The 19,477-nt window shown below is 41.0% G+C and carries 14 protein-coding genes; 12 read left to right on the top strand and 2 right to left on the bottom strand.

The window, feature by feature from the left end; all coding sequences use genetic code 11:
- Nucleotides 1-365 precede the first annotated feature (365 nt).
- Nucleotides 366-743 (bottom strand): fluoride efflux transporter CrcB, encoded by a 378-nt coding sequence (gene crcB / locus DMB45_RS14040; RefSeq protein ID WP_082027582.1) that lies wholly within the window; start codon nt 741-743, stop codon nt 366-368.
- A gap of 163 nt (nt 744-906) precedes the next feature.
- Between crcB and DMB45_RS14035 the strand changes: the two genes are divergently transcribed.
- From DMB45_RS14035 to DMB45_RS13980, 11 genes are all read left to right on the top strand, one after another.
- Entirely contained in the window at nt 907-3,012 is a 2,106-nt protein-coding gene (locus DMB45_RS14035; RefSeq protein ID WP_181416524.1) for a M3 family metallopeptidase, read from the top strand.
- A gap of 145 nt (nt 3,013-3,157) precedes the next feature.
- Nucleotides 3,158-6,190 (top strand): SusC/RagA family TonB-linked outer membrane protein, encoded by a 3,033-nt coding sequence (locus DMB45_RS14030; protein WP_052634424.1) that lies wholly within the window; start codon nt 3,158-3,160, stop codon nt 6,188-6,190.
- Nucleotides 6,191-6,194: 4 nt separating this feature from the next.
- On the top strand, nt 6,195-7,805 hold the full coding sequence (locus DMB45_RS14025) for a SusD/RagB family nutrient-binding outer membrane lipoprotein (protein WP_041502523.1): 1,611 nt from the start codon (nt 6,195-6,197) through the stop codon (nt 7,803-7,805).
- Nucleotides 7,806-7,933: 128 nt separating this feature from the next.
- The gene (locus DMB45_RS14020) at nt 7,934-8,416 is read left to right on the top strand and encodes a Dps family protein (RefSeq protein ID WP_041502524.1); all 483 of its coding nucleotides are present in this window, start codon (nt 7,934-7,936) and stop codon (nt 8,414-8,416) included.
- A gap of 133 nt (nt 8,417-8,549) precedes the next feature.
- Nucleotides 8,550-9,608 (top strand): A/G-specific adenine glycosylase, encoded by a 1,059-nt coding sequence (gene mutY, locus DMB45_RS14015; protein WP_041502625.1) that lies wholly within the window; start codon nt 8,550-8,552, stop codon nt 9,606-9,608.
- A gap of 470 nt (nt 9,609-10,078) precedes the next feature.
- A complete protein-coding gene (locus tag DMB45_RS14005; RefSeq protein WP_041502526.1) occupies nt 10,079-10,999 on the top strand; it encodes an ABC transporter ATP-binding protein in 921 nt (306 codons plus the stop codon).
- Between the two features lie 13 nt (nt 11,000-11,012).
- Nucleotides 11,013-13,310 carry a Gldg family protein gene (locus DMB45_RS14000; RefSeq protein WP_041502527.1) on the top strand — a complete coding sequence of 766 codons (2,298 nt, stop codon included), beginning with the start codon at nt 11,013-11,015 and terminating at the stop codon, nt 13,308-13,310.
- 76 nt (nt 13,311-13,386) lie between these two features.
- Entirely contained in the window at nt 13,387-14,745 is a 1,359-nt protein-coding gene (locus tag DMB45_RS13995; RefSeq protein ID WP_041502528.1) for a MutS-related protein, read from the top strand.
- 2 nt (nt 14,746-14,747) lie between these two features.
- Nucleotides 14,748-16,100: a MutS-related protein gene (locus tag DMB45_RS13990; RefSeq protein ID WP_041502529.1), complete on the top strand. Its 1,353-nt coding sequence runs from the start codon at nt 14,748-14,750 to the stop codon at nt 16,098-16,100.
- A 109-nt stretch (nt 16,101-16,209) separates the two neighbouring features.
- Entirely contained in the window at nt 16,210-16,590 is a 381-nt protein-coding gene (locus DMB45_RS13985; protein ID WP_041502530.1) for a hypothetical protein, read from the top strand.
- Nucleotides 16,591-16,736: 146 nt separating this feature from the next.
- Nucleotides 16,737-17,264, top strand: a complete 528-nt coding sequence (locus DMB45_RS13980) for a hypothetical protein (RefSeq protein ID WP_041502531.1) — start codon at nt 16,737-16,739, stop codon at nt 17,262-17,264.
- Here the strand turns inward: DMB45_RS13980 and DMB45_RS13975 are convergent.
- Nucleotides 17,249-18,655: a CCA tRNA nucleotidyltransferase gene (locus DMB45_RS13975; RefSeq protein WP_041502532.1), complete on the bottom strand. Its 1,407-nt coding sequence runs from the start codon at nt 18,653-18,655 to the stop codon at nt 17,249-17,251. The two genes, DMB45_RS13980 and DMB45_RS13975, sit on opposite strands and share 16 nt — an antisense overlap.
- A gap of 155 nt (nt 18,656-18,810) precedes the next feature.
- Here DMB45_RS13975 and DMB45_RS13970 point away from each other — a divergent pair, with 155 nt between their 5' ends.
- A complete protein-coding gene (locus tag DMB45_RS13970; protein ID WP_041502533.1) occupies nt 18,811-19,452 on the top strand; it encodes an HAD family hydrolase in 642 nt (213 codons plus the stop codon).
- Nucleotides 19,453-19,477: the final 25 nt, after the last annotated feature.

The raw sequence follows: 19,477 nt of genomic DNA, 5'->3' as shown, positions 1-19,477 counted from the left end.
AACGAGGAAGTGCCTATCGATGTACGTCGTCCGACACCGCCGGATAATAAAGTTTACCCGAGCGAGACCGGTATGTACATCACGAAGATCATGTTTATGGGAGTATTTCCTTTCTTATTGCTGTTTATCGCGATATTCATATGGATTAGAAGAAGAGGGAGATAAAATGTATGACATGATGATTTAAAAATTCACCGTTCGTTTTAAATCCTGTGTTTGCAGGATTTAGACGTCGGTGTCTCTTAACGTTGATATTTTGTTGGAATTAGAATAAACCAGGGGAAATTCGTAGTGTGCATTATTGACAGAAATTAAATTCGAAGAAAGGGACCATTGGAGATAATGGTCCCTTTTAGTTTTTAAAATTATTTAAAAAGAGTTTGAATAAGATAATAACCTAACCAAGTGGCTAATAGGCCTAAGATGACGCTAAGACCGATATTCAATGAAAACAACAAGTAGGCTTTTGCTGTTAATAATTTCAAGTTGTCTGCCGAAAAGCTGGAAAAGGTAGTGAAACTCCCACAAAATCCAATAATTAGAAATAGACGATGATTTTGGGTGAGTAAATTGGAATGTGCTGATAAGCCAGTCAGCAAACCAATAATAAAACACCCGATTATGTTTACTGTAAAAATTCCTAAAGGGAAAAGAGTAGGGACATTTTTTTGTATGATACCCGTTAACCAGTACCGGGAGACTCCCCCGAGCATAGAACCGATTGCGACAAAAAGTAAATTCATAAAAAATATTATTAAACTTTGCAGGGTAAAAATAGTGGAAATAAGGGAATTAGATATCTTTTAACGTTAAAAATGATATCAATTAACATTTTATTATTTTTAATCTGTATCTTTATCTCGTTTTATGGATAAGCTGTGAATACTATATTTAATTTACATGTATATGAAAAGAACGGTAATTTTATTTTTGAGTGTGGTGACATTGATAACTTCTTGTAAAGAGGAAAAACGTCAAACTAATAATCCGTTGTTAAAGCCTTTTACAGCTCCTTTTCATACGCCTCCTTTTGACCAGATTAAATTATCCGATTATAAACCTGCTTTTGACGAGGGGATAAAACAGCATAAAAAAGAGATTGAAGTAATTGTTAATAATACGGAAGAACCGACTTTCGAGAATACGATAATGGCTTTGGATCGATCCGGAGAGTTATTGGATAGGGTGTCATCTATTTTCTTCAACTTATATGCAGCCGTTACGAGTGACGAAATGCAGGAAATCGCCATGGAAGTCAGTCCTATGGTAACGGCTCATAGCGATGAAATCAGTATGAATCCCCAATTGTTTGCCCGTATTAAGTCATTGTATGATAGAAAAGAGAGCTTGGGATTGGATTCGTTAGCACTTCGGACGTTGGAGTTGTATTATAATGATTTTGTTCGGGGTGGAGCGAATTTAAGTGCGGAGGATCAATCTAAACTGAAACAGGTGAATGCCGAATTGGCTAAACTCAGTTTACAATATGGAGATCGTTTGCTAAAAGAGACAAACGCGTTTGTTTTAGAGATTGACAAAGAAGAAGATTTGGCCGGACTGCCGGAGACGGCAATTATCGCCGCTGCCGCCGAGGCCAGAAAACGGGGTTTAGAGGGTAAGTGGGTATTTACCGTTCATAAACCAAGCCTGATTCCTTTTTTACAATATGCCAAGAATCGTCAATTACGCGAGAAATTGTACAAGGGATATTATATGCGGGGAGATAATAACAACGAGAATGACAACAAGGGAATTGTTGCCCAAATGGTCAATTTGCGGTTGGAAAAAGCGAAGTTGTTGGGTTTTGATACTTATGCCTCGTATGTGATTGATAAAAACATGGCCAAAACGCCTCAAAATGTGTATGATTTTATGGGCCGGGTATGGGGGCCTGCTTTAAAGGTAGCGAAACAGGAATTAGCCGAAATGCAGGCTATCGCCAATAAAGAGGGGATGAAAGAAAAGTTGGAGAGTTGGGATTGGTGGTATTATGCTGAAAAATTGCGGAAGCAGAAATACGATTTGGACGAATCCGAGATGAAACCTTATTTAAAGTTGGAAAATGTGCGTGACGGAATGTTTGAAGTCGCTCGTAAGTTATACGGGATTACTTTGGAAAAAAGGACGGACATACCGGTGTATTATCCGGATGTAGAGACTTATGAGGTAAAAGATGCAGACGGATCGCATTTAGCTATTCTTTATCTGGATTATTTTACTCGATCCAGCAAATCGGCAGGGGCTTGGATGACAGAATTCCGTCATTACACGAAAGTGGACGGAAAAGAAGAGTTCCCGCTGGTTTCTGTCGTTTATAATTTTTCTCCTGCGGTCGGTGATGAGCCGGTATTATTGAGTTGGGACGATACGGAAACCATGTTTCATGAATTCGGACATGCTCTTCACGGATTTTTTATCCGGGGGGATTATAAGCGGATAGCCGGCACCATACCTCACGATATGGTAGAGATGCCTTCCCAGATCATGGAGAATTGGGCTGGTGAACCTGAGGTATTGAAGATGTATGCCAGACATTATAAGACGGGTGAACCTATGCCTGATGCATTGATTCAAAAGATACAGGAGAGCGGTCATTTTAATCAGGGATTCGCTACGGTGGAATATGTAGCTGCGGCTTTATTGGATATGGATTGGTATTCTCAAACAACTTCGCGGGAGTACGATGTGAATGCTTTTGAAAAAGCTTCGATGAATAAGCATGGGTTGATAAAAGAGATTTTACCTCGTTACCGGACTACTTATTTCTCTCATATTTTCGATGGAGGGTATTCGGCCGGTTATTATGTCTATCTTTGGGCAGAAGTATTGGATGCGGATGCTTTCCAAGCTTTTAAAGATTCCGGAGATATATATAATGCGGAGTTGGCTGCACGTTTGAGAAAATATATTCTTTCCGAGGGAGGATACGATGATCCTATGAAACAATATATTAAGTTTCGTGGACAAACTCCGTCGGAAATTCCTCTGCTGAAGAAGAGAGGATTGGAATAAATGTGGAAAAAAGCCTCTGGAAGGGGAGAGGCCTGTTAAAATAAACTGAGAGGGTATTTGTGTGATGAAGTGTATTTATGCGTTATTTTTGTTTTTAACCGTATCTTCTTGTCTGTACGGTAAAACTAATTTTGGCCGTTTCGGTATGCGGGAGAGAGATTCGGTGCCGGATTCCCTTCGATTGGCAACCAACATCATCCGGGTTAATGGTATTGTCGAGGATGAAAAAGGAGTTCCTATACCGGGAGCCCATATCGTTGAAAAAGGAACTTACCATGGGGTCGTCTCCGATAAAGAGGGACAATTTTCGCTTTCTGTTCCGGCTGACGGAGAGTTAGTTATTTCTTTTGTCGGTTATAAAACCTTGTTTATCCCTATTCAGGGGAAAGCTTTTTTAAGGGTTCATCTGGAGGAGGATATGGTCTTTTTGAAGGATGTGGTTGTTACGGCTTTAGGTATTGAAAAAAGTGGCGTTTCCTTGCCTTATTCTGTTACGCAAATCGGACAGGATGAATTGATAAGGATAAAAGATCCCAATTTATTCGTGGCCTTAATGGGAAAAGTTGCCGGATTGCAGATTCATAAAAGTGCTTCCGGTACAGGTGGATCGGTAAGAGTTTTACTTCGGGGAATTCGTTCCGTGGCCGGGAATAATCAACCTCTATTTGTGATCGACGGTATACCGATTTTAAATGAAAGTAGTGAACAGGCTTATACGGCTATCGGGGGAACGGCAGATGCCGGGAACCGGGATGGAGGAGACGGTATCTCTAACTTGAATCCGGAAGATATAGAAAGTATCAGTGTATTGAAAGGGGCCTCAGCTTCTGCTTTATATGGGACACAAGCTGCCAATGGGGTAATTTTGATTAAGACGAAAAAAGGATTGAGAGGAAAGCAAGAAGTGCAGTTCTCTTCAAGTATGATTTTTGAGAAGGCGATTAATTTACCCGAGTTTCAGAATCACTACGGGGTAAGTGACGGAATTGAGAGTTGGGGGGAGCGGGATAACTTGAAAAAGTACAATGCAGCAAAGGATTTTTTTAGGACAGGCATTTCAGCGATCCATTCTCTTTCATTTTCCACGGGAAATGAGATTATGCAGACCTATTTTTCTTACGCGAATACGGCAGTGAGAGGAATCGTTCCTCAGCATCGCTTTATGAAACATAATATCAATTTGAAAGAAACAGCTTCTTTTTTTGAAGGGCGATTGAAATTGGATGGTAATTTGAATCTAATGAGACAAAAAATAAAGAATCGTCCTACTCCGGGAGGCTTTTATATGAATCCTCTCGTGGGATTGTATCGTTTTCCTCGTGGGGAAGATATTTCAAAGTATAAAAAACATTTTGAGCTATTGGATGAAAAACGGAATCTGATGGTGCAGAATTGGCATAGCTCGGTGGAAGATTTCGAACAGAATCCTTATTGGGTGACAAATCGTATTTTAAGCGAAGACATTCGGAGCAGGGCCATTGTCTCTTTGACGGCGGATGTGAAAATAACGACAGATTTGTCTATACAGGGAAGAGTCAGTATAGATGATGTTTCGGATAAGTTCAGACAGCGTTTTTATGCCTCAACCGCTCCGGCACTTGCGGGCGAAAATGGGCGTTATATAGATTATACTTACCAGCAAACGTTATTGTACGGGGATTTGTTGGCCACATACCGGCGGTTATTTGGAAAGTTTACGTTTCATATGACACTCGGAACCAGTATTAATAATAATACGATCAGCAGACTTCGGTATGATTCGAAAACAGCTTCTTTGAAATACGCTAATGTATTTACGGTTGCCAATATCAATATGAATACCTCTGCTTATATTGAGGAGCAGAATAGGGCGACCCGGCAGATGCAATCACTTTTTACAACGATTCAGATCGGATACGGTGATTTTCTGTTTTTGGACGTGTCGGCACGGAATGACTGGTCTTCTACATTGGCTTTTACCTCCCATGAATCGACAGGATTCTTTTATCCGTCATTAGGTATAGCATGGGCTTTGAATAAAACTTTAAATTTACCGAAATGGGTCGATTTGGCTAAATTACGTGTATCTTGGAGTCGGGTAGGTAACGATATACCATTATACATTACCAATCCGATGTCCTATGTGTTGGCCGGAGGAGGCGTACAATCTGCCGATGCGGCTCCCTTTGAGGAGATGAAACCGGAGATGAATAGTTCTATCGAATTAGGAACGGAATGGAGATGCTGGCTCGATCGTTTATATGTAGATCTTACTTATTATAGAACGAATACAAGGAATCAGTTTTTTAAATTGCCCGCACAGGATGGAGATGAATATGCTTATCGTTACGTGAATGCCGGAAATATTCAGAATGTCGGGGTTGAATTTTCAGTGGGAGGTATTCCTGTTATTTTCAAAGAGGGAAAATGGGAATCGAAGATCAATTTTGCCACGAATAAGAATAAGGTCTTACGCCTGCATGAGGAGCTTCCGGTATTTATATACGGTCCGCGTGGCTTCTCTTCCAGTTACGCGATGAAGTTAAGAGAGGGTGGATCATTTGGGGATATATACGGAAAAGCCTTTAAACGGGACGAACATGGAGAGATCGTTTACGAGGCGGAGGGAGAAAAAAGCGGTCTTCCCCAGATTGTCGGAGAAGGCAATACGGTGAAAGTGGGAAATGCTAATCCGAATTTTACTTTGAGTTGGAGTAATAATTTGAGGTATAGGGGGTTCTCTTTCCATCTTTTGTTGGACGGGCGCTTCGGTGGGGATGTCCTCTCGCAAACGCAGGCGGATCTGGACATGTTCGGGGTAACTAAAGCCACGGGAAAGGCAAGGGATAGAGGATTTGTCGAACTGGAGGGAAAACGTATTACGGACGTGAAAGGTTTTTATAAAGGTCTTGTCGGGGGACGTGCGGGAGTAACGGAGTATTATATTTACGATGCAACGAATATTCGTCTTCGGGAGTTGTCCATCGGTTACACGCTTCCCGACGGTTGGATGAAAAAAAGTGGTGTTTTCAAGAGCGTACAAGTGAATTTTGTAGCTCGTAACCTGTGTTTCCTGTACAAAAAAGCTCCCTTTGATCCCGATTTGGTACTTTCCACGGGTAGTGATAATCAGGCTATTGAAGTATACGGGATGCCGACGACCCGGAATATCGGTTTTAATATCTATTTTACATTTTAATGAGATGAGGAAATATAGTTTCGTTTTTATTGCTTTTGTATGGGGATGGGTGGCTTGTACGGGTCATTTTAAATCCTTAAACACGGATAAAACCGGAATGACGGATGAGGAGATGGAAATAGATCTGAATCACCTGGGGATACCTTTGGGTATTATCCAGCAAGGTATTTATTTTAATTATGATTTCGGAAAAGGAAAGAATTGGCCATACCAGATCATGCAAAATCTGAGTGCAGATATGTTTAGCGGGTATATGCATGATTATAAGCCGTTGAACGGTGGGTCTCATAATTCGGATTATAATATGCAGAATGGTTGGAATGGTACATTCTGGGAGAATACCTACGCTTATGTAATGCCTCAGATTAAACGTTTGGAAGATCTGACTCGATTGGATTATCCGGCTTTTTTTGCCATAACTAAGATTCTGAAGGTGGAGGTGATGCATCGGGTGTCGGATTATTATGGTCCTATCATCTATTCTCAGTTTGGAAATTTGAGGGAGAGCTATGCCCCGGATAACCAGGAAGAGGCATACAGGATGTTTTTTGAGGATCTCGATGAAGCTGTGAATATATTGGATCAGGCTATAAAGGAAGGAGAAGATGCTTCTGCTTTTGCTAAATTCGATATTATAATGGACGGAACCTATGAGTCCTGGGTTAAATTTGCCAATTCTCTTCGTCTCCGTCTGGCTATACGTCTGGCAGTGGTAAATCCGGAAGAGGCAAGAAGAGAGTTTAGAAAAGGGATGGTTAACTCTTACGGTATTTTCACGACTTCACCTGAAAAGGCGGTAGTTTCAACCAAGAATGGTTACACTAATCCGCTTGGGGTGATTAATCAGGTATGGGGAGAAGCCTACATGAATGCCTCTATGGAGTCAATTTTAAATGGTTATGAAGATCCAAGAAGAGCCCATTTTTTTGAAGTTTGTCCGAATGATGTTCAGGGAGAAAACGGGAATATCATTTCTATAAAAGGAGAGTACCGGGGAATTCGGCAAGGAACTGTTTTTGCTCATACGCGGTATAGTGCGCTATCCAGGATATACGTGGAAGAGAGCAGTGAGGCTATTCTGATGACGGCCGCCGAGGTTTGGTTTTTGAGAGCTGAGGCTGCTTTGCGCGGTTGGACTTCAGAGGTTCCTGGAGATTGTTATCGGGAGGGGGTGCGTTGTTCTTTCAATCAATGGGGAGCTGCCGGGGTGGAGGCATATTTGCAGAGCGATCGGGTTGGGGCCGATTACGTGGATGTTTTTGAGCCAGTTAATAATATTAAAGCTCGTTGTTTGGTCTCTCCTCGGTGGGACGAGAGTGCTTCCAGGGAGGTGAAGTTAGAGAAAATCATTACTCAGAAATGGTTAGCTGTTTTTCCTGAAGGGTGTGAAGCTTGGGCGGAACAAAGGCGTACGGGTTATCCTCGTTTGTTTCCGGTACGGGTTAATAACAGTAAAGACGGTTGTATCGATACGGAATTGATGATCAGAAGACTAAACTTTCCGGCTTCCATGATCGATGTGGATCCTGAACAATATGAGAAATTGAAAAAAGCTTTACAGGGGGATGATACTCCGGGAACTCGTTTATGGTGGGATACCGGGAAAAACTTCTAATCTCGTTTTCTTTGCGTAGTTCCTTTTCCTTTTAAGGCTAATATTTCAGTTCGGCCCGAAACTTTCCTGAATTAACTTCGTTATAAATGAAGAAACAGAAGTTAATTAACCTTTTAAATAACATTACTATGGAAGGAAATATTGGTTTAGATGCGAAAATGATCAAATCAAGTAAGACCATTTTAAATAATTTACTTGCAGACCATTTTGTCTTATTAGCAAAAACATGGAATTTTCACTGGAATATGAAGGGGCCGAGTTTTAGATCCTATCATACTTTTCTCGAAGATCTTTACAATGGATTGATTGAAGATATCGACGCTATTGCTGAGAGAGTACGTGATTTGGATGAACGGCCGTTAGGATCTTTGAGGGGATGTTTAGAGCATAACCGCATAAAAGAATACGATGAGCAGCAACCGCTTCCGGATGCCAAGCATATGTTGGCCCTGTTAAGAGATGATAATGCTGAAATCATTCGTCAGATTCGGACGGATCTTGAAACTATGGATAAAGAAGAATCCAAAGATTTCGGTACTTCGAATTTCTTGGAAGATATGATAGAGAAAAAAGAGAAGGTAGCTTGGATGATTCGGGCTCACTTGGAGTAAAATAGGTTTTTTTGTTATTAGTGGAAACGGGTACCTCACGGATTGAGGCATCCGTTTTTTTTTATTGGATAGATGACGGAGGAAAGGATTTTAAATTTTTATCTTTGCCGGTATATTTTAGCTATTAGTGAGTATGAACGAGTGGTCGATAGGAGACGTAATAATCCCTTGGTATGAGCGGAATCGCCGGGATCTTCCTTGGCGGAATACAGATGATCCCTATTTGATATGGATATCGGAAGTTATTCTCCAGCAAACAAGGGTCGTACAAGGTCTGGATTATTTTATTCGGTTTGTGGAACGTTTTCCGAATGTCGTTTCTTTGGCCGAAGCGGAGGAAGATGAAGTGATGACCTATTGGCAAGGTTTGGGGTATTATAGTCGTGCCCGTAATTTACATCGGGCGGCTCGAGAAGTGGTTTCGCTGTATGGAGGAGAGTTCCCTCGGAGCTACAAGGAGGTGCTTTCATTGAAAGGAATCGGGGAGTATACGGCTGCCGCTATTTGTTCGTTTGCCTATCGTTTGCCGTATGCAGCGATAGACGGAAATGTATACCGCGTATTATCCCGGTTGTTCGATATTGATATCCCGATAGATTCAGGACGGGGAAGGACCTATTTTGCGGAGCTTTCCCGGAGATTACTCGATCGTTTCCGTCCTGATCTTTATAATCAGGCTATGATGGAGTTTGGAGCTTTGCAGTGTATACCGAAATCTCCTGATTGCGAACATTGTCCGTTGAATACCCGTTGTATGGCAAGGGCAAAAGGCAAGGTAGAACAATTGCCTGTGAAAGTAGGGAAGGTACAGGTGAAACCCCGTTATTTTAATTATTTGCACGTTCATGACGAAACCCGTTTTTTATTGAAAAAAAGGGAGGATAAAGATATTTGGCGTAATCTGTACGAATTTCCTTTAATTGAATCGGATAAACCTTTGACTTTTCTGGAACTTCAACAGACTGAAGAGTGGAACCAATTACTGGATGGGGCAGATCGACCGGAAATACGGAGGGTATTTGAACCTCCCAAACATGTATTATCCCATCGGGTGGTTTATGCCGTTTTTTATGAAATAAAGGTCGGTCGTTTTTCTCCCGCTATGACAAAATTTATGCAGGTATCGAAGGAACGATCGGGGGATTATGCTTTTTCCCGGTTAATGCAATTGTATTGGGAAACCGGAAGATAATTTCATACGTTACCGGTATGGGGGCTAATTGTAAATGTATTTTTTTCTTGTTAAAAGAAACAAAATGTCGTTGGTTACCGGGATAATTTTGAATTTTCGAGTTATAAAAGTTATTTTTAAGAGGTATCGAGGGTTAATATCGGCTCATAAAAGTGTGAAATCTGTTAAAATATGGAATGAAATTAAACCGCTTCTTGTTAAAAAAATATTAATCCTTTTTTTGAGACGTGAAATCTTGTTCGAATAAAAACACCTTCCTTTGTTGATAAAGGGCTTTCGGGAGATAGTGAATCGATTGAATGTAAAAGTTAAGTTTTTTATAAAGTATTTTTTACCTGAAAAACATGGGTAAATAATGTCTATTTTTAGTGGTGAGAATTGTGTCATATTTTTAATGAAATGATATAATTTTTAGACTAACTATGATACGACGTGTGTAACTAAGAATCTATAAAACTTAACAAAAATCTATGGAAGAATCAATCGTTAAAGTCGAAAATTTATCTCATCGCTATAGCGTTCAGTGGGCGATACGAGATATTAATTTTGAGATTACTAAAAATGGGATCTATGGATTGTTAGGCTCTAATGGTGCCGGCAAATCTACGACCATGAACATCATGTGTGGAGTGTTAAAGCAAACGGAGGGAAGTGTATTTATTAAAGGAATCGATTTACGGGAGCATCCGGTAGAGGCCAAACGGCATATCGGATTTTTGCCTCAAAAACCGCCCTTGCATATGGATTTGACAGTAGAAGAGTATCTGATCCATTGTGCTCGTTTACGCCATATTCCGGCTAAAGAGGTCTCTAAGGCGGTTATGGAGGTCATGGGCCGTTGTGGTATTACCCATTTTCAGAAACGATTGATCCGTAATTTGTCAGGAGGATATCAACAACGTTTGGGGATAGCGCAGGCTATCGTTCATAATCCGGATTTCGTGGTATTTGATGAACCGACGAACGGGTTGGATCCGAACCAGATCGTTGAAATCCGTCATTTGATAAAAGAGATTGCAGAAGATCGTACGGTTGTGCTTTCGACCCATATCTTGCCGGAAGTGCAAGCAACATGCGATTATATTCGTATGATCGAACAGGGACGACTTGTTTTTGCCGGAACCGTAGATGAATTCGATAACTATATTATACCGAATACCTTGGTCGTTTCAATGGTAGCTATGCCTTCTGCTGAAGAATTACGCGGTATTCAAGGTGTATTGGGGGTAGAAGAGCTGGGCGGAACGAAATATCGCTTGCAATTTTCCGATGTACAGGAGGTCACGGAAAGAATAGTTGAAATGAGTGTTGCTCGCGGCTGGCGTTTGACCGAAATTTATTTAGAAAAGAGTTCATTAGATACGATTTTTGCAGAATTATCCAAAAAATAAAAAGAAATAGACAATGAAGACGATATATAATATAGCCAGAACTGAATTACAAACTTTATTTTTCTCACCGATTGCCTGGCTGATTCTTATAATTTTTACTTTTCAATCGAGTATGGCATTTGCCGATGTGATGGGAGGCATGGTGAGAAATCAAGCTTTAGGATACGGTTTAAGAGGTGTGACTTTGGGCGTATACGCTTCGCCTTGGGGTGGATTATTTCCTATCGTACAGCAATATCTTTATCTTTATATCCCTCTGTTGACCATGAGCTTAATGAGCCGGGAGCTGGGCAGCGGTTCTATAAAATTACTCTATTCTTCTCCGGTGACCAACATTCAGATCATTTTAGGAAAATACCTTTCCATGATGATTTATGCTTTGGTTTTGATCGGAGTGTTGATGGTTTATGTTCTTTTCACTGCTTTTACGGTTAAGATGTTGGATTTTCCGGCTATCCTTTCCGGATTGCTCGGACTCTATCTATTGATCTGCGCTTATGCGGCAGTCGGACTTTTCATGTCCAGTTTGACTTCTTATCAAGTGGTTGCCGCCATGGGTACTTTGGCTGTATTGGCCGTGTTGAATTTCGTGGGAGGAATGTGGCAGGATATTGCTTTTGTCCGTGACATTACGTATTGGTTATCTATTTCCGGGCGTTGTGATGAATTTATTAGCGGTTTGATTTGCAGTGAGGATTTATTGTATTTTATTATCGTGATCGCCTTGTTCCTTTCATTGGCGATTATTCGTTTACAAGCTTGTCGTCAGAAAACGCCGTGGGCTGTCAGTATGGGAAAATACGTGGGGGTTGTCTGCATCGCTATGATTTTGGGGTATCTGACTTCTCGTCCTACGTTGATGGCATTTTATGACGCTACCCGGACCAAGGTGAGAACCTTAACCGAGAATAGCCAGGATGTGGTAAAACGTTTGGAAGGCGGCTTGACTATTACGACTTACACGAATGCTTTAGAGGACGGAACGTTGTGGTATGCGACTCCTCGCTACGTGAATCAGGATTTGGAGCGGTTTAAGCAATATACCCGATTCAAACCGGAAATTAAAATGAAGTACGTATACTATTACGATACGGTAAATAATCCTGATTTGGAAAAACGTTATCCGGGGCTTTCGGATCGGGAGCGGATGGTGAAAATCTGTAACTCTTGGGGATTGGATTCCAATCTGTTTATCACCCCGGAACAGATTCGTCAACAGATTGACTTGTTCCCGGAGGGGAATAGATTTGTTCGCTTGATAGAACGGGAAAACGGACAAAAGACCTTCCTTCGGGTTTACGATGATATGATGCGTTTCCCGAGCGAATCTGAAATTACAGCAGCTTTAAAACGCTTGGTGATGAAATTGCCGAAAGTCGGCTTTTTGACCGGTCATGGAGAACGAGACAATAAACGTGAGGGGGATCGGGATTATAACCGCTTTGCTCAGGATAAACCTTTCCGCTATTCGTTGATCAATCAAGGATTTGATTTTTGTGACGTGGCCTTGGATAAGGAAATTCCGGAAGATGTATCTATCTTGGTTATCGCCGAGATGAGAAGCCCGATGACGGCAGAGGAAAAAGTGTATTTGGATAAGTATATTGCCAAAGGCGGAAACCTGTTGATTTTGGGAGAACCGAAGCGTCGGGATGTCATGAATCCGTTGGTAGAACAGTTCGGTGTACAGTTTGTGCCGGGTACGTTAGTAAAACCGAGTGAGAACTTCCTTGCTGATTTTATAATCACGGATCCGACGAAGGAAGCGGGAGAACTCTCTTACGCCTTTGATATCATGCGCAGATACGAATATAAAGCGACCATGCCTAATGTTTCCGGATTGGAATACACGGAGGGAAAAGGGTTTACTATGACACCTTTGTTTAAAACGGATTCTTTGGTATGGAACGAGTTACAAGTCACGAATTTTGTTGATGATACGGTAAAATATAATCCGGAAAAGGGAGAAGTTCAAAAATCGTACGTGACAGGTTTGGCTTTATCCCGGAAAGTTGGAGAAAAAGAACAAAAAATTATTATATTTGGGGATGCTGATTGTATCAGTAACGGAGAGATCAGTATCGGAAGGAAGAACGTAGATGCTTCAAACTATACGATTATTACAGGAGGTTTCTTCTGGATGTCGGATAATGAGGTGCCTATCGACGTGCGTCGTCCGACTATGCCGGATAACAAGGTATACCTGGGTGAGACAGGAATGTACGTTTCTAAGATCGGATTTATGGGTGTATTCCCGGGAATATTGGCTATATTTGCAATATTGATCTGGATTCGTAGAAGAGGAAGATAAAAAGATTACAGTGTATCCTGAATCGTCTTGACGATTCAGGATACTGACCTAAAATAAACGATGAAAAAAACAAATTATGAGTTTTACAATTGACAAGCAAACCCTGGATGACCTCAACATTTTTGGAAAACAGCACAGAGGGAATTCGATTTACAGTTTGTTCAACACCACTCGAACGAGAGGTGGGGCTTTGGTGTTGGAGGAAATGTTTCTTTATCCGCTGTCTGACGTGGATAAAATCAATAAAAGGAGTACGATCATCAAATATTTTCAGGAAAAGAACGTGGAATTTCCGTTTCGAAGCGAACTGTTCGATACGGTAGAGCACTACCTGAGCAATACGGATAGTCGTACGAAGATTGTGGCCGAGAACAATACTTTACAGCGGAAATTCCGTAGCTATATGGGGACAGATACTGAATATGAATTATTGCATAAAGGTATTTTAGCCTCTGTTGAGATTATTAATTGCTTGCATGACTTTTTTATTCAGATCGATGCGATAAATGCTGTCGATTCTTATAAAGAAGAGGTGGAGGAGATGAATAAGATCATTCTTGATGAAGAATTTGCTTGGGCTTATAAAGAGAAGGGTTTGAAAAAAATAGCTTACGCGAAAACGGCCGATTACGACCATATTTTGCGTTATGCCGCCAGGGATAAAATGAAGAAGTTGCTCTATTACATCTATAATATGGATGTATATATCTCTATCGCTCAGGTGGCTATTAAGCGAGGTTTCGTTTTTGCGAAAGCTCTACCGCCGGATCAAAATGTATTGAAAATTGACGGGATGTATCATCCTCAATTAAAAAATCCGACACCGAATACCCTGCATGTCGATCACAATAGTAATGTGATTTTCTTGACGGGAGCTAACATGGCCGGAAAGTCTACATTCATGAAGACTTTCGGCGTATGTATATTCTTAGCTCATATGGGATTCCCTATTCCGGCCGAAAGCATGGAATTTTCCGTCCAGAACGGAATGTATACGACGATCAATTTGCCGGATAATTTGAATATGGGATACAGCCATTTCTATGCGGAGGTTCTCCGGGTAAAAAAAGTGGCCGAAAGTGTGAGTCGTTCTCAGAACCTGATTGTCGTTTTCGACGAGCTGTTCCGCGGTACTAACGTGAAAGATGCTTATGATGCGACCGTTGCCGTAACGGAGGCTTTTGCGGCCAACCGGAACTGTACTTTTATTATTTCTACCCATATTATTGAGGCAGGAGAGACATTACGCGGGCTTTGCGACAATATTAATTTCGCTTATCTTCCCACGATTATGCAAGGAAGTATGCCGGTGTACACCTATAAGTTAGCTTCAGGTATTACCAACGACCGGCACGGTATGATGATTATCAACAATGAACGTATCATTGAGATAATAAAGAGTAGAAAGAAAACCAACAACGCTAAATCTAATTGATCATGAGCTTTACCGTAGATAAACAGACTTTGGATGACCTTAACATGCTCGGTAAATATAAGAATAATTCTATATTTAACGTGTTTAATCATACTTGTACCCGGGGTGGGGGACAACTCTTGGAATACATGTTCCAAAACCCTTTAAGTGATGCTGAGGCTATCAATAAGCGGAGTAGTGTATTCCGTTATTTTCAGGAACAAAATGTAGAGTTTCCTATCGAAAACGAATTGTTTGATGTGGTTGACCATTACCTGAGTAATTTAGGACATGCGAATCCCATTGTGGCAGCCATGAATACCTGCCGTAGGAAATTATTGAATTATATAGGATCGGATAAGGAATTCGAAATGATATATAATGGAATCATCGCTTCCATCGAGTTTTTGAACCTGATAAACGATTTTAATCAGAAACTGGCTAAAGGGGGAGCTTCTTCTCCTTATTGGAAGACGATCGAAGAGATGGATGCTATTCTTCATGATAAAAAAATGGCTTGGGCGCTTAACGAACGGGGGGTAGCTCGTCTCTCTTTAGCGAAGGTGGCCAGATTCGATCATCTTTTGCGATATACTTGCCGAGAGAAAATCAAAAGGATGATGCAGATTATTTATGAATACGATGTGTATATCACGGTTTCCCGGATTGCCAGAGAGAAAAAATTCGTTTATGCGAAAGCCAATCAAATGGTAGAGGATAAAAACGATATAACGATAACGAAGGTATATCATCCTCAGTTGACGGGGGCTGTTGCCAATTCCGTGCATGTCGATCACGAGCATAATGTGATTTTCCTGACCGGTGCTAATATGGCCGGAAAATCTACATTCATGAAATCCTTCAGTATCGCTATTTATTTGGCCCATATGGGATTCCCTGTTGCGGCCGAACGTATGGAGTTTTCGGTTCAGGACGGTATGTATACTTCCATAAATGTAGCTGATAACTTGAATATGGGATATAGTCATTTCTATGCTGAGGTTCTTCGTGTGAAGCATGTGGCAGAAGAGGTGAGTTTAGGTAAAAATCTGGTCATTATATTCGACGAGTTGTTTAAAGGGACCAACGTGAAGGATGCTTACGATGCTACTGTTGCCGTAACGGAAGCATTTGCTGAGAATCGGAATTGTTCTTTTATTATATCAACCCACATTATAGAGGCCGGACAAACATTGCGGGAACATTGTTCTAACTTGAAATTTGTATTCTTCCCGACAATTATGAAGGGCTCTATTCCGACTTATACCTATACGTTACAAGAGGGTATTACCAATGACCGTCACGGTATGATGATTATCAATAATGAACATATTGTGGAAATTATAAAAGGTCGAGAGGTCGAACCGGCTAAATAAGTAAGCGTAAGTGAAAAAATTAGGCTGATATTTATATCAGCCTAATTTTTTTTGTTTATTGTATGGAATATCGTAGCGATTTGCTAATTTTGTAATACGAAACAAAACGATGAAGGCCTATTTGAAATATAGTGTTTTACTGTTTGTAGTAATCATTTATCTGATTCAACAGATAGATTCTTCTACTCGTGTCGTTATGGCCGATAAGCAGGAAAAGATTGTTTCGAACGAAGAAGAGGCTTTTCATCAGTTGGCTTTTTTGACTGCTCTAAATGCGAATGCAGTACCTGTAAATTCGGTACATGAGGTGCTGACTTCTTTTCCGACTTTTCGTTATCTTCCCAAGAGTAATCTTTTTTGCGGGATAGAAGAACGTAAATGTGTGTTTCCTTCCTATTTTAAAAATGTCGAACATTTTTATAGAGATTCTTTTGCACTGAAGCAAGACGCGGGATATTATGTCTTTGCTTTACGTGAAATCATTGTATGATTCTGAACCCTGGAGGCATCTTGATGCCTGTTGGAGCTTTCGTGAAATGTATTTCTGCTTTCACGGAATGCTTGATAGAGTTATTGTGGCGGGATAATTGTGTTTAATTTCCCGGAAAAAAAGAGTCATTATTTAATGTTTATACTATGGAAAAGTTTGATTATATTGGAGATATTATATTGAAAGTCGATGAAGGTAAAATTGTAAAGAAAAAGAAATCACCGGTAAAACCTTTGGGCTTATTGTTAGTCGGAGCCGCTGTTTTGTATTTCGGTTCCACTCATATCAATGCCGCGGAAAATGACATCCTTTCTTCGGTGGCGATCATGATCGGTTTGGGGATCATCGGATGGGGGATCGTGGCTTTTCTCGTGAAAAAAGAGAATTATATTTATAGTCCGACAGGAAAAGTCTTAAAAAAACACAAGGTTTATCTGTCACCCAACCAGTCTTCCAGGTTATATCAGATTTTAGAGGAAGATAAGTTCGATGATTTGCAAGCGCTTAACCGTACCAATCAGTCTAATTTGAGTTTGGAAATTTTTAGTACGGACGATGATGAGTATGCTTTGCTACAAGCATTGGAATTTATTCCTTATAACGATGTGCCTACTTCCCCGGTAAAAATATGCTCGGGAACGAAGGCGAAACAGATAGCTTATTTTTTAAAATAAATTCCTAAATTCTCAGCCACTTTAAACATATACTCTCTGGCTTCTTGGGAATTGTTTCCAATAATGCCATCAAGGATCGCTTCTTTGATGGCATTCTTGATATCCCCGACCAAACGACAGGGTGGTAAATTGAAGGTGGCGATAATCTCTTCTCCGCTGATAGGGGGTTGAAAATTCCGGATGGCATCTTTTTCTTCCACCTCTTTCAGTTTTTGGCGAACGATCTGGAAATTGTCTAAAAAACGCCTTACCTTTTCTTCGTTTTTGGAGGTAATGTCCGCTTCAGCCAAACACATCAGGTCGTCGATGTCATCTCCCGCGTCGAATAGCAGGCGTCTGACAGCCGAATCTGTTACGATATCTTCGGAAAGGACAATGGGACGCATATGTAAGAAAACTAATTTTTGAACGTATTTCATCTTTTCATTCTGGGGTAATTTTAGTCGATTGAATATTTTGGCTACCATGCGTTCTCCGATATGATTATGGCCATAGAATGTCCAGCCTTGTCCGGTAATAAATTTTTTAGTAACCGGTTTGGCTATATCATGCAATAGAGCGGCCCATCTTAGCCAAAGATTGTCCGAATTTTTGGCAACGGAATCCAAGACGGTCAGTGTATGATAAAAGTTGTCTTTGTGTCCGATTCCTTCGACGATTTCAACACCTTTTAATGCGGTCAATTCGGGAAAAAAAAGATTTAATAACCCGGCTTCCTCCAGTAGTCGAATTCCTACGGAGGGTTTAGGGGAAAGCATGATCTTGTTAAATTCGTCTATGATTCTTTCCTTTGAAACGATTTTTAATCGTTCGTTATTGGCTCTTATTCCCTCGAAAGTTTCCGGAGCGATAGAAAATCCTAACTGGGAGGCGAATCTCACGGCCCGCATCATTCGCAACGGATCATCGGAAAAGGTGATGAGCGGATCAAGGGGTGTCTTTATGGTCTGTTCTTTTATATGTTGCAGACCGCCGAAGGGATCAATCAATTCTCCGTAGTTAAAAGTATTCAGAGAGATGGCGAGTGCGTTGATCGTAAAATCGCGGCGTTTCTGATCATCCTCGAGAGAACCTTGTTCTACAACGGGTTTTCGCGAATCAAAGTGGTAGGACTCTTTCCGGGCTCCGACAAACTCGATTTCTACGCCCTTATAGCGGAACATCGCGGTTCCAAAGTTTTTGAATATGGAGATGTGCAGGTTACCGAGTTGCCGTGCCGCTGTTTCGGCTAATTCAATGCCATTTCCTAACACAACAATATCGATATCTTTGGAGGGCCTTTGCAGGATCAGGTCCCGTACGTATCCGCCAATAACATATATTTCACATCCTTTTTGGGCTGCAATTTCCGATAGTAAGTGAAAAATAGGATGTTTCAAATGCTTCTGCATATTATTTCTATTGAATGATAGACTCTTTGGTAAAACGGCATACAAAAATAGGAAGTTATACGTTACCGACCAAAATTCTTTTCGGTTTGTTTCCGCTCGGGAGAAATTGTCCGTTCGGAGTTTTTTCCTATTTTTGAAATGTAATTGAAGGAGATATGAATAGAACAAAGAAATGGGCTGTGTTATTTGATTTGGATGGTGTCGTTTTAGATACGGAAAAGGCATACGATGGTTTTTGGGAAGAGGAGGGAAAGCGTTATCGGCCCGATATACAGGCATTTCACCGAAAAGTCAAAGGCTTCACTCTGCAAAAGATCGTAGCGGAGTTTTTGGGAAATGATCCTCAAAAGGAGCAGTCGATTCTACGACGGCTGGATGCGTTGGAGTCTCGTATGGACTATCCCTATATTCCGGGGGTATTGGATTTTATAGAAGATCTTAAAAGTCGGGGAGTCCCAATCGCTTTAGTAACCAGTTCCAATGAGAAAAAGATGGAATACGTGTATCATGCCCGTCCGGAGTTAGCCGCATATTTTCAAGTAAAGATTACTGCCGATAAGATTACTCGCTCTAAGCCCGATCCTGAATGTTATCTGTTGGGAGCTGAAGCGTTGGGAGTAAAACCGGAGTTTTGTTTCGTATTCGAAGATTCTTTTGCGGGCTTGGAAGCCGGGGAGAGGGCAGGAATGAAGGTAATAGGATTGGCAACGACAAACCCCCGGGAGGAAATGGAGAGACGGACTAACCGGGTCATATCCGATTTTGTAGGGTTTGCTTATGAAAAAATGATAGAGTGATTCTATGATTATTCGAATCGTTTGC

Source organism: Sanguibacteroides justesenii (assembly GCF_003204205.1).
Classification (GTDB): Bacteria; Bacteroidota; Bacteroidia; order Bacteroidales; family Marinifilaceae; genus Gabonibacter; species Gabonibacter massiliensis.
The sequence above is the reverse complement of the archived record's forward strand: the minus strand, read 5'-3'. Positions and strand labels throughout refer to the sequence as shown.

Bases quoted from the DNA above. Each gene is read 5' to 3' on its own strand.
- crcB (WP_082027582.1), bottom strand. From the start codon at position 743: ATGAATTTACTTTTTGTCGCAATCGGTTCTATGCTCGGGGGAGTCTCC.
- DMB45_RS14035 (WP_181416524.1), top strand. From the start codon at position 907: ATGAAAAGAACGGTAATTTTATTTTTGAGTGTGGTGACATTGATAACT.
- DMB45_RS14030 (WP_052634424.1), top strand. From the start codon at position 3,158: ATGCGGGAGAGAGATTCGGTGCCGGATTCCCTTCGATTGGCAACCAAC.
- DMB45_RS14025 (WP_041502523.1), top strand. From the start codon at position 6,195: ATGAGGAAATATAGTTTCGTTTTTATTGCTTTTGTATGGGGATGGGTG.
- DMB45_RS14020 (WP_041502524.1), top strand. From the start codon at position 7,934: ATGGAAGGAAATATTGGTTTAGATGCGAAAATGATCAAATCAAGTAAG.
- mutY (WP_041502625.1), top strand. From the start codon at position 8,550: ATGAACGAGTGGTCGATAGGAGACGTAATAATCCCTTGGTATGAGCGG.
- DMB45_RS14005 (WP_041502526.1), top strand. From the start codon at position 10,079: ATGGAAGAATCAATCGTTAAAGTCGAAAATTTATCTCATCGCTATAGC.
- DMB45_RS14000 (WP_041502527.1), top strand. From the start codon at position 11,013: ATGAAGACGATATATAATATAGCCAGAACTGAATTACAAACTTTATTT.
- DMB45_RS13995 (WP_041502528.1), top strand. From the start codon at position 13,387: ATGAGTTTTACAATTGACAAGCAAACCCTGGATGACCTCAACATTTTT.
- DMB45_RS13990 (WP_041502529.1), top strand. From the start codon at position 14,748: ATGAGCTTTACCGTAGATAAACAGACTTTGGATGACCTTAACATGCTC.
- DMB45_RS13985 (WP_041502530.1), top strand. From the start codon at position 16,210: ATGAAGGCCTATTTGAAATATAGTGTTTTACTGTTTGTAGTAATCATT.
- DMB45_RS13980 (WP_041502531.1), top strand. From the start codon at position 16,737: ATGGAAAAGTTTGATTATATTGGAGATATTATATTGAAAGTCGATGAA.
- DMB45_RS13975 (WP_041502532.1), bottom strand. From the start codon at position 18,655: ATGCAGAAGCATTTGAAACATCCTATTTTTCACTTACTATCGGAAATT.
- DMB45_RS13970 (WP_041502533.1), top strand. From the start codon at position 18,811: ATGAATAGAACAAAGAAATGGGCTGTGTTATTTGATTTGGATGGTGTC.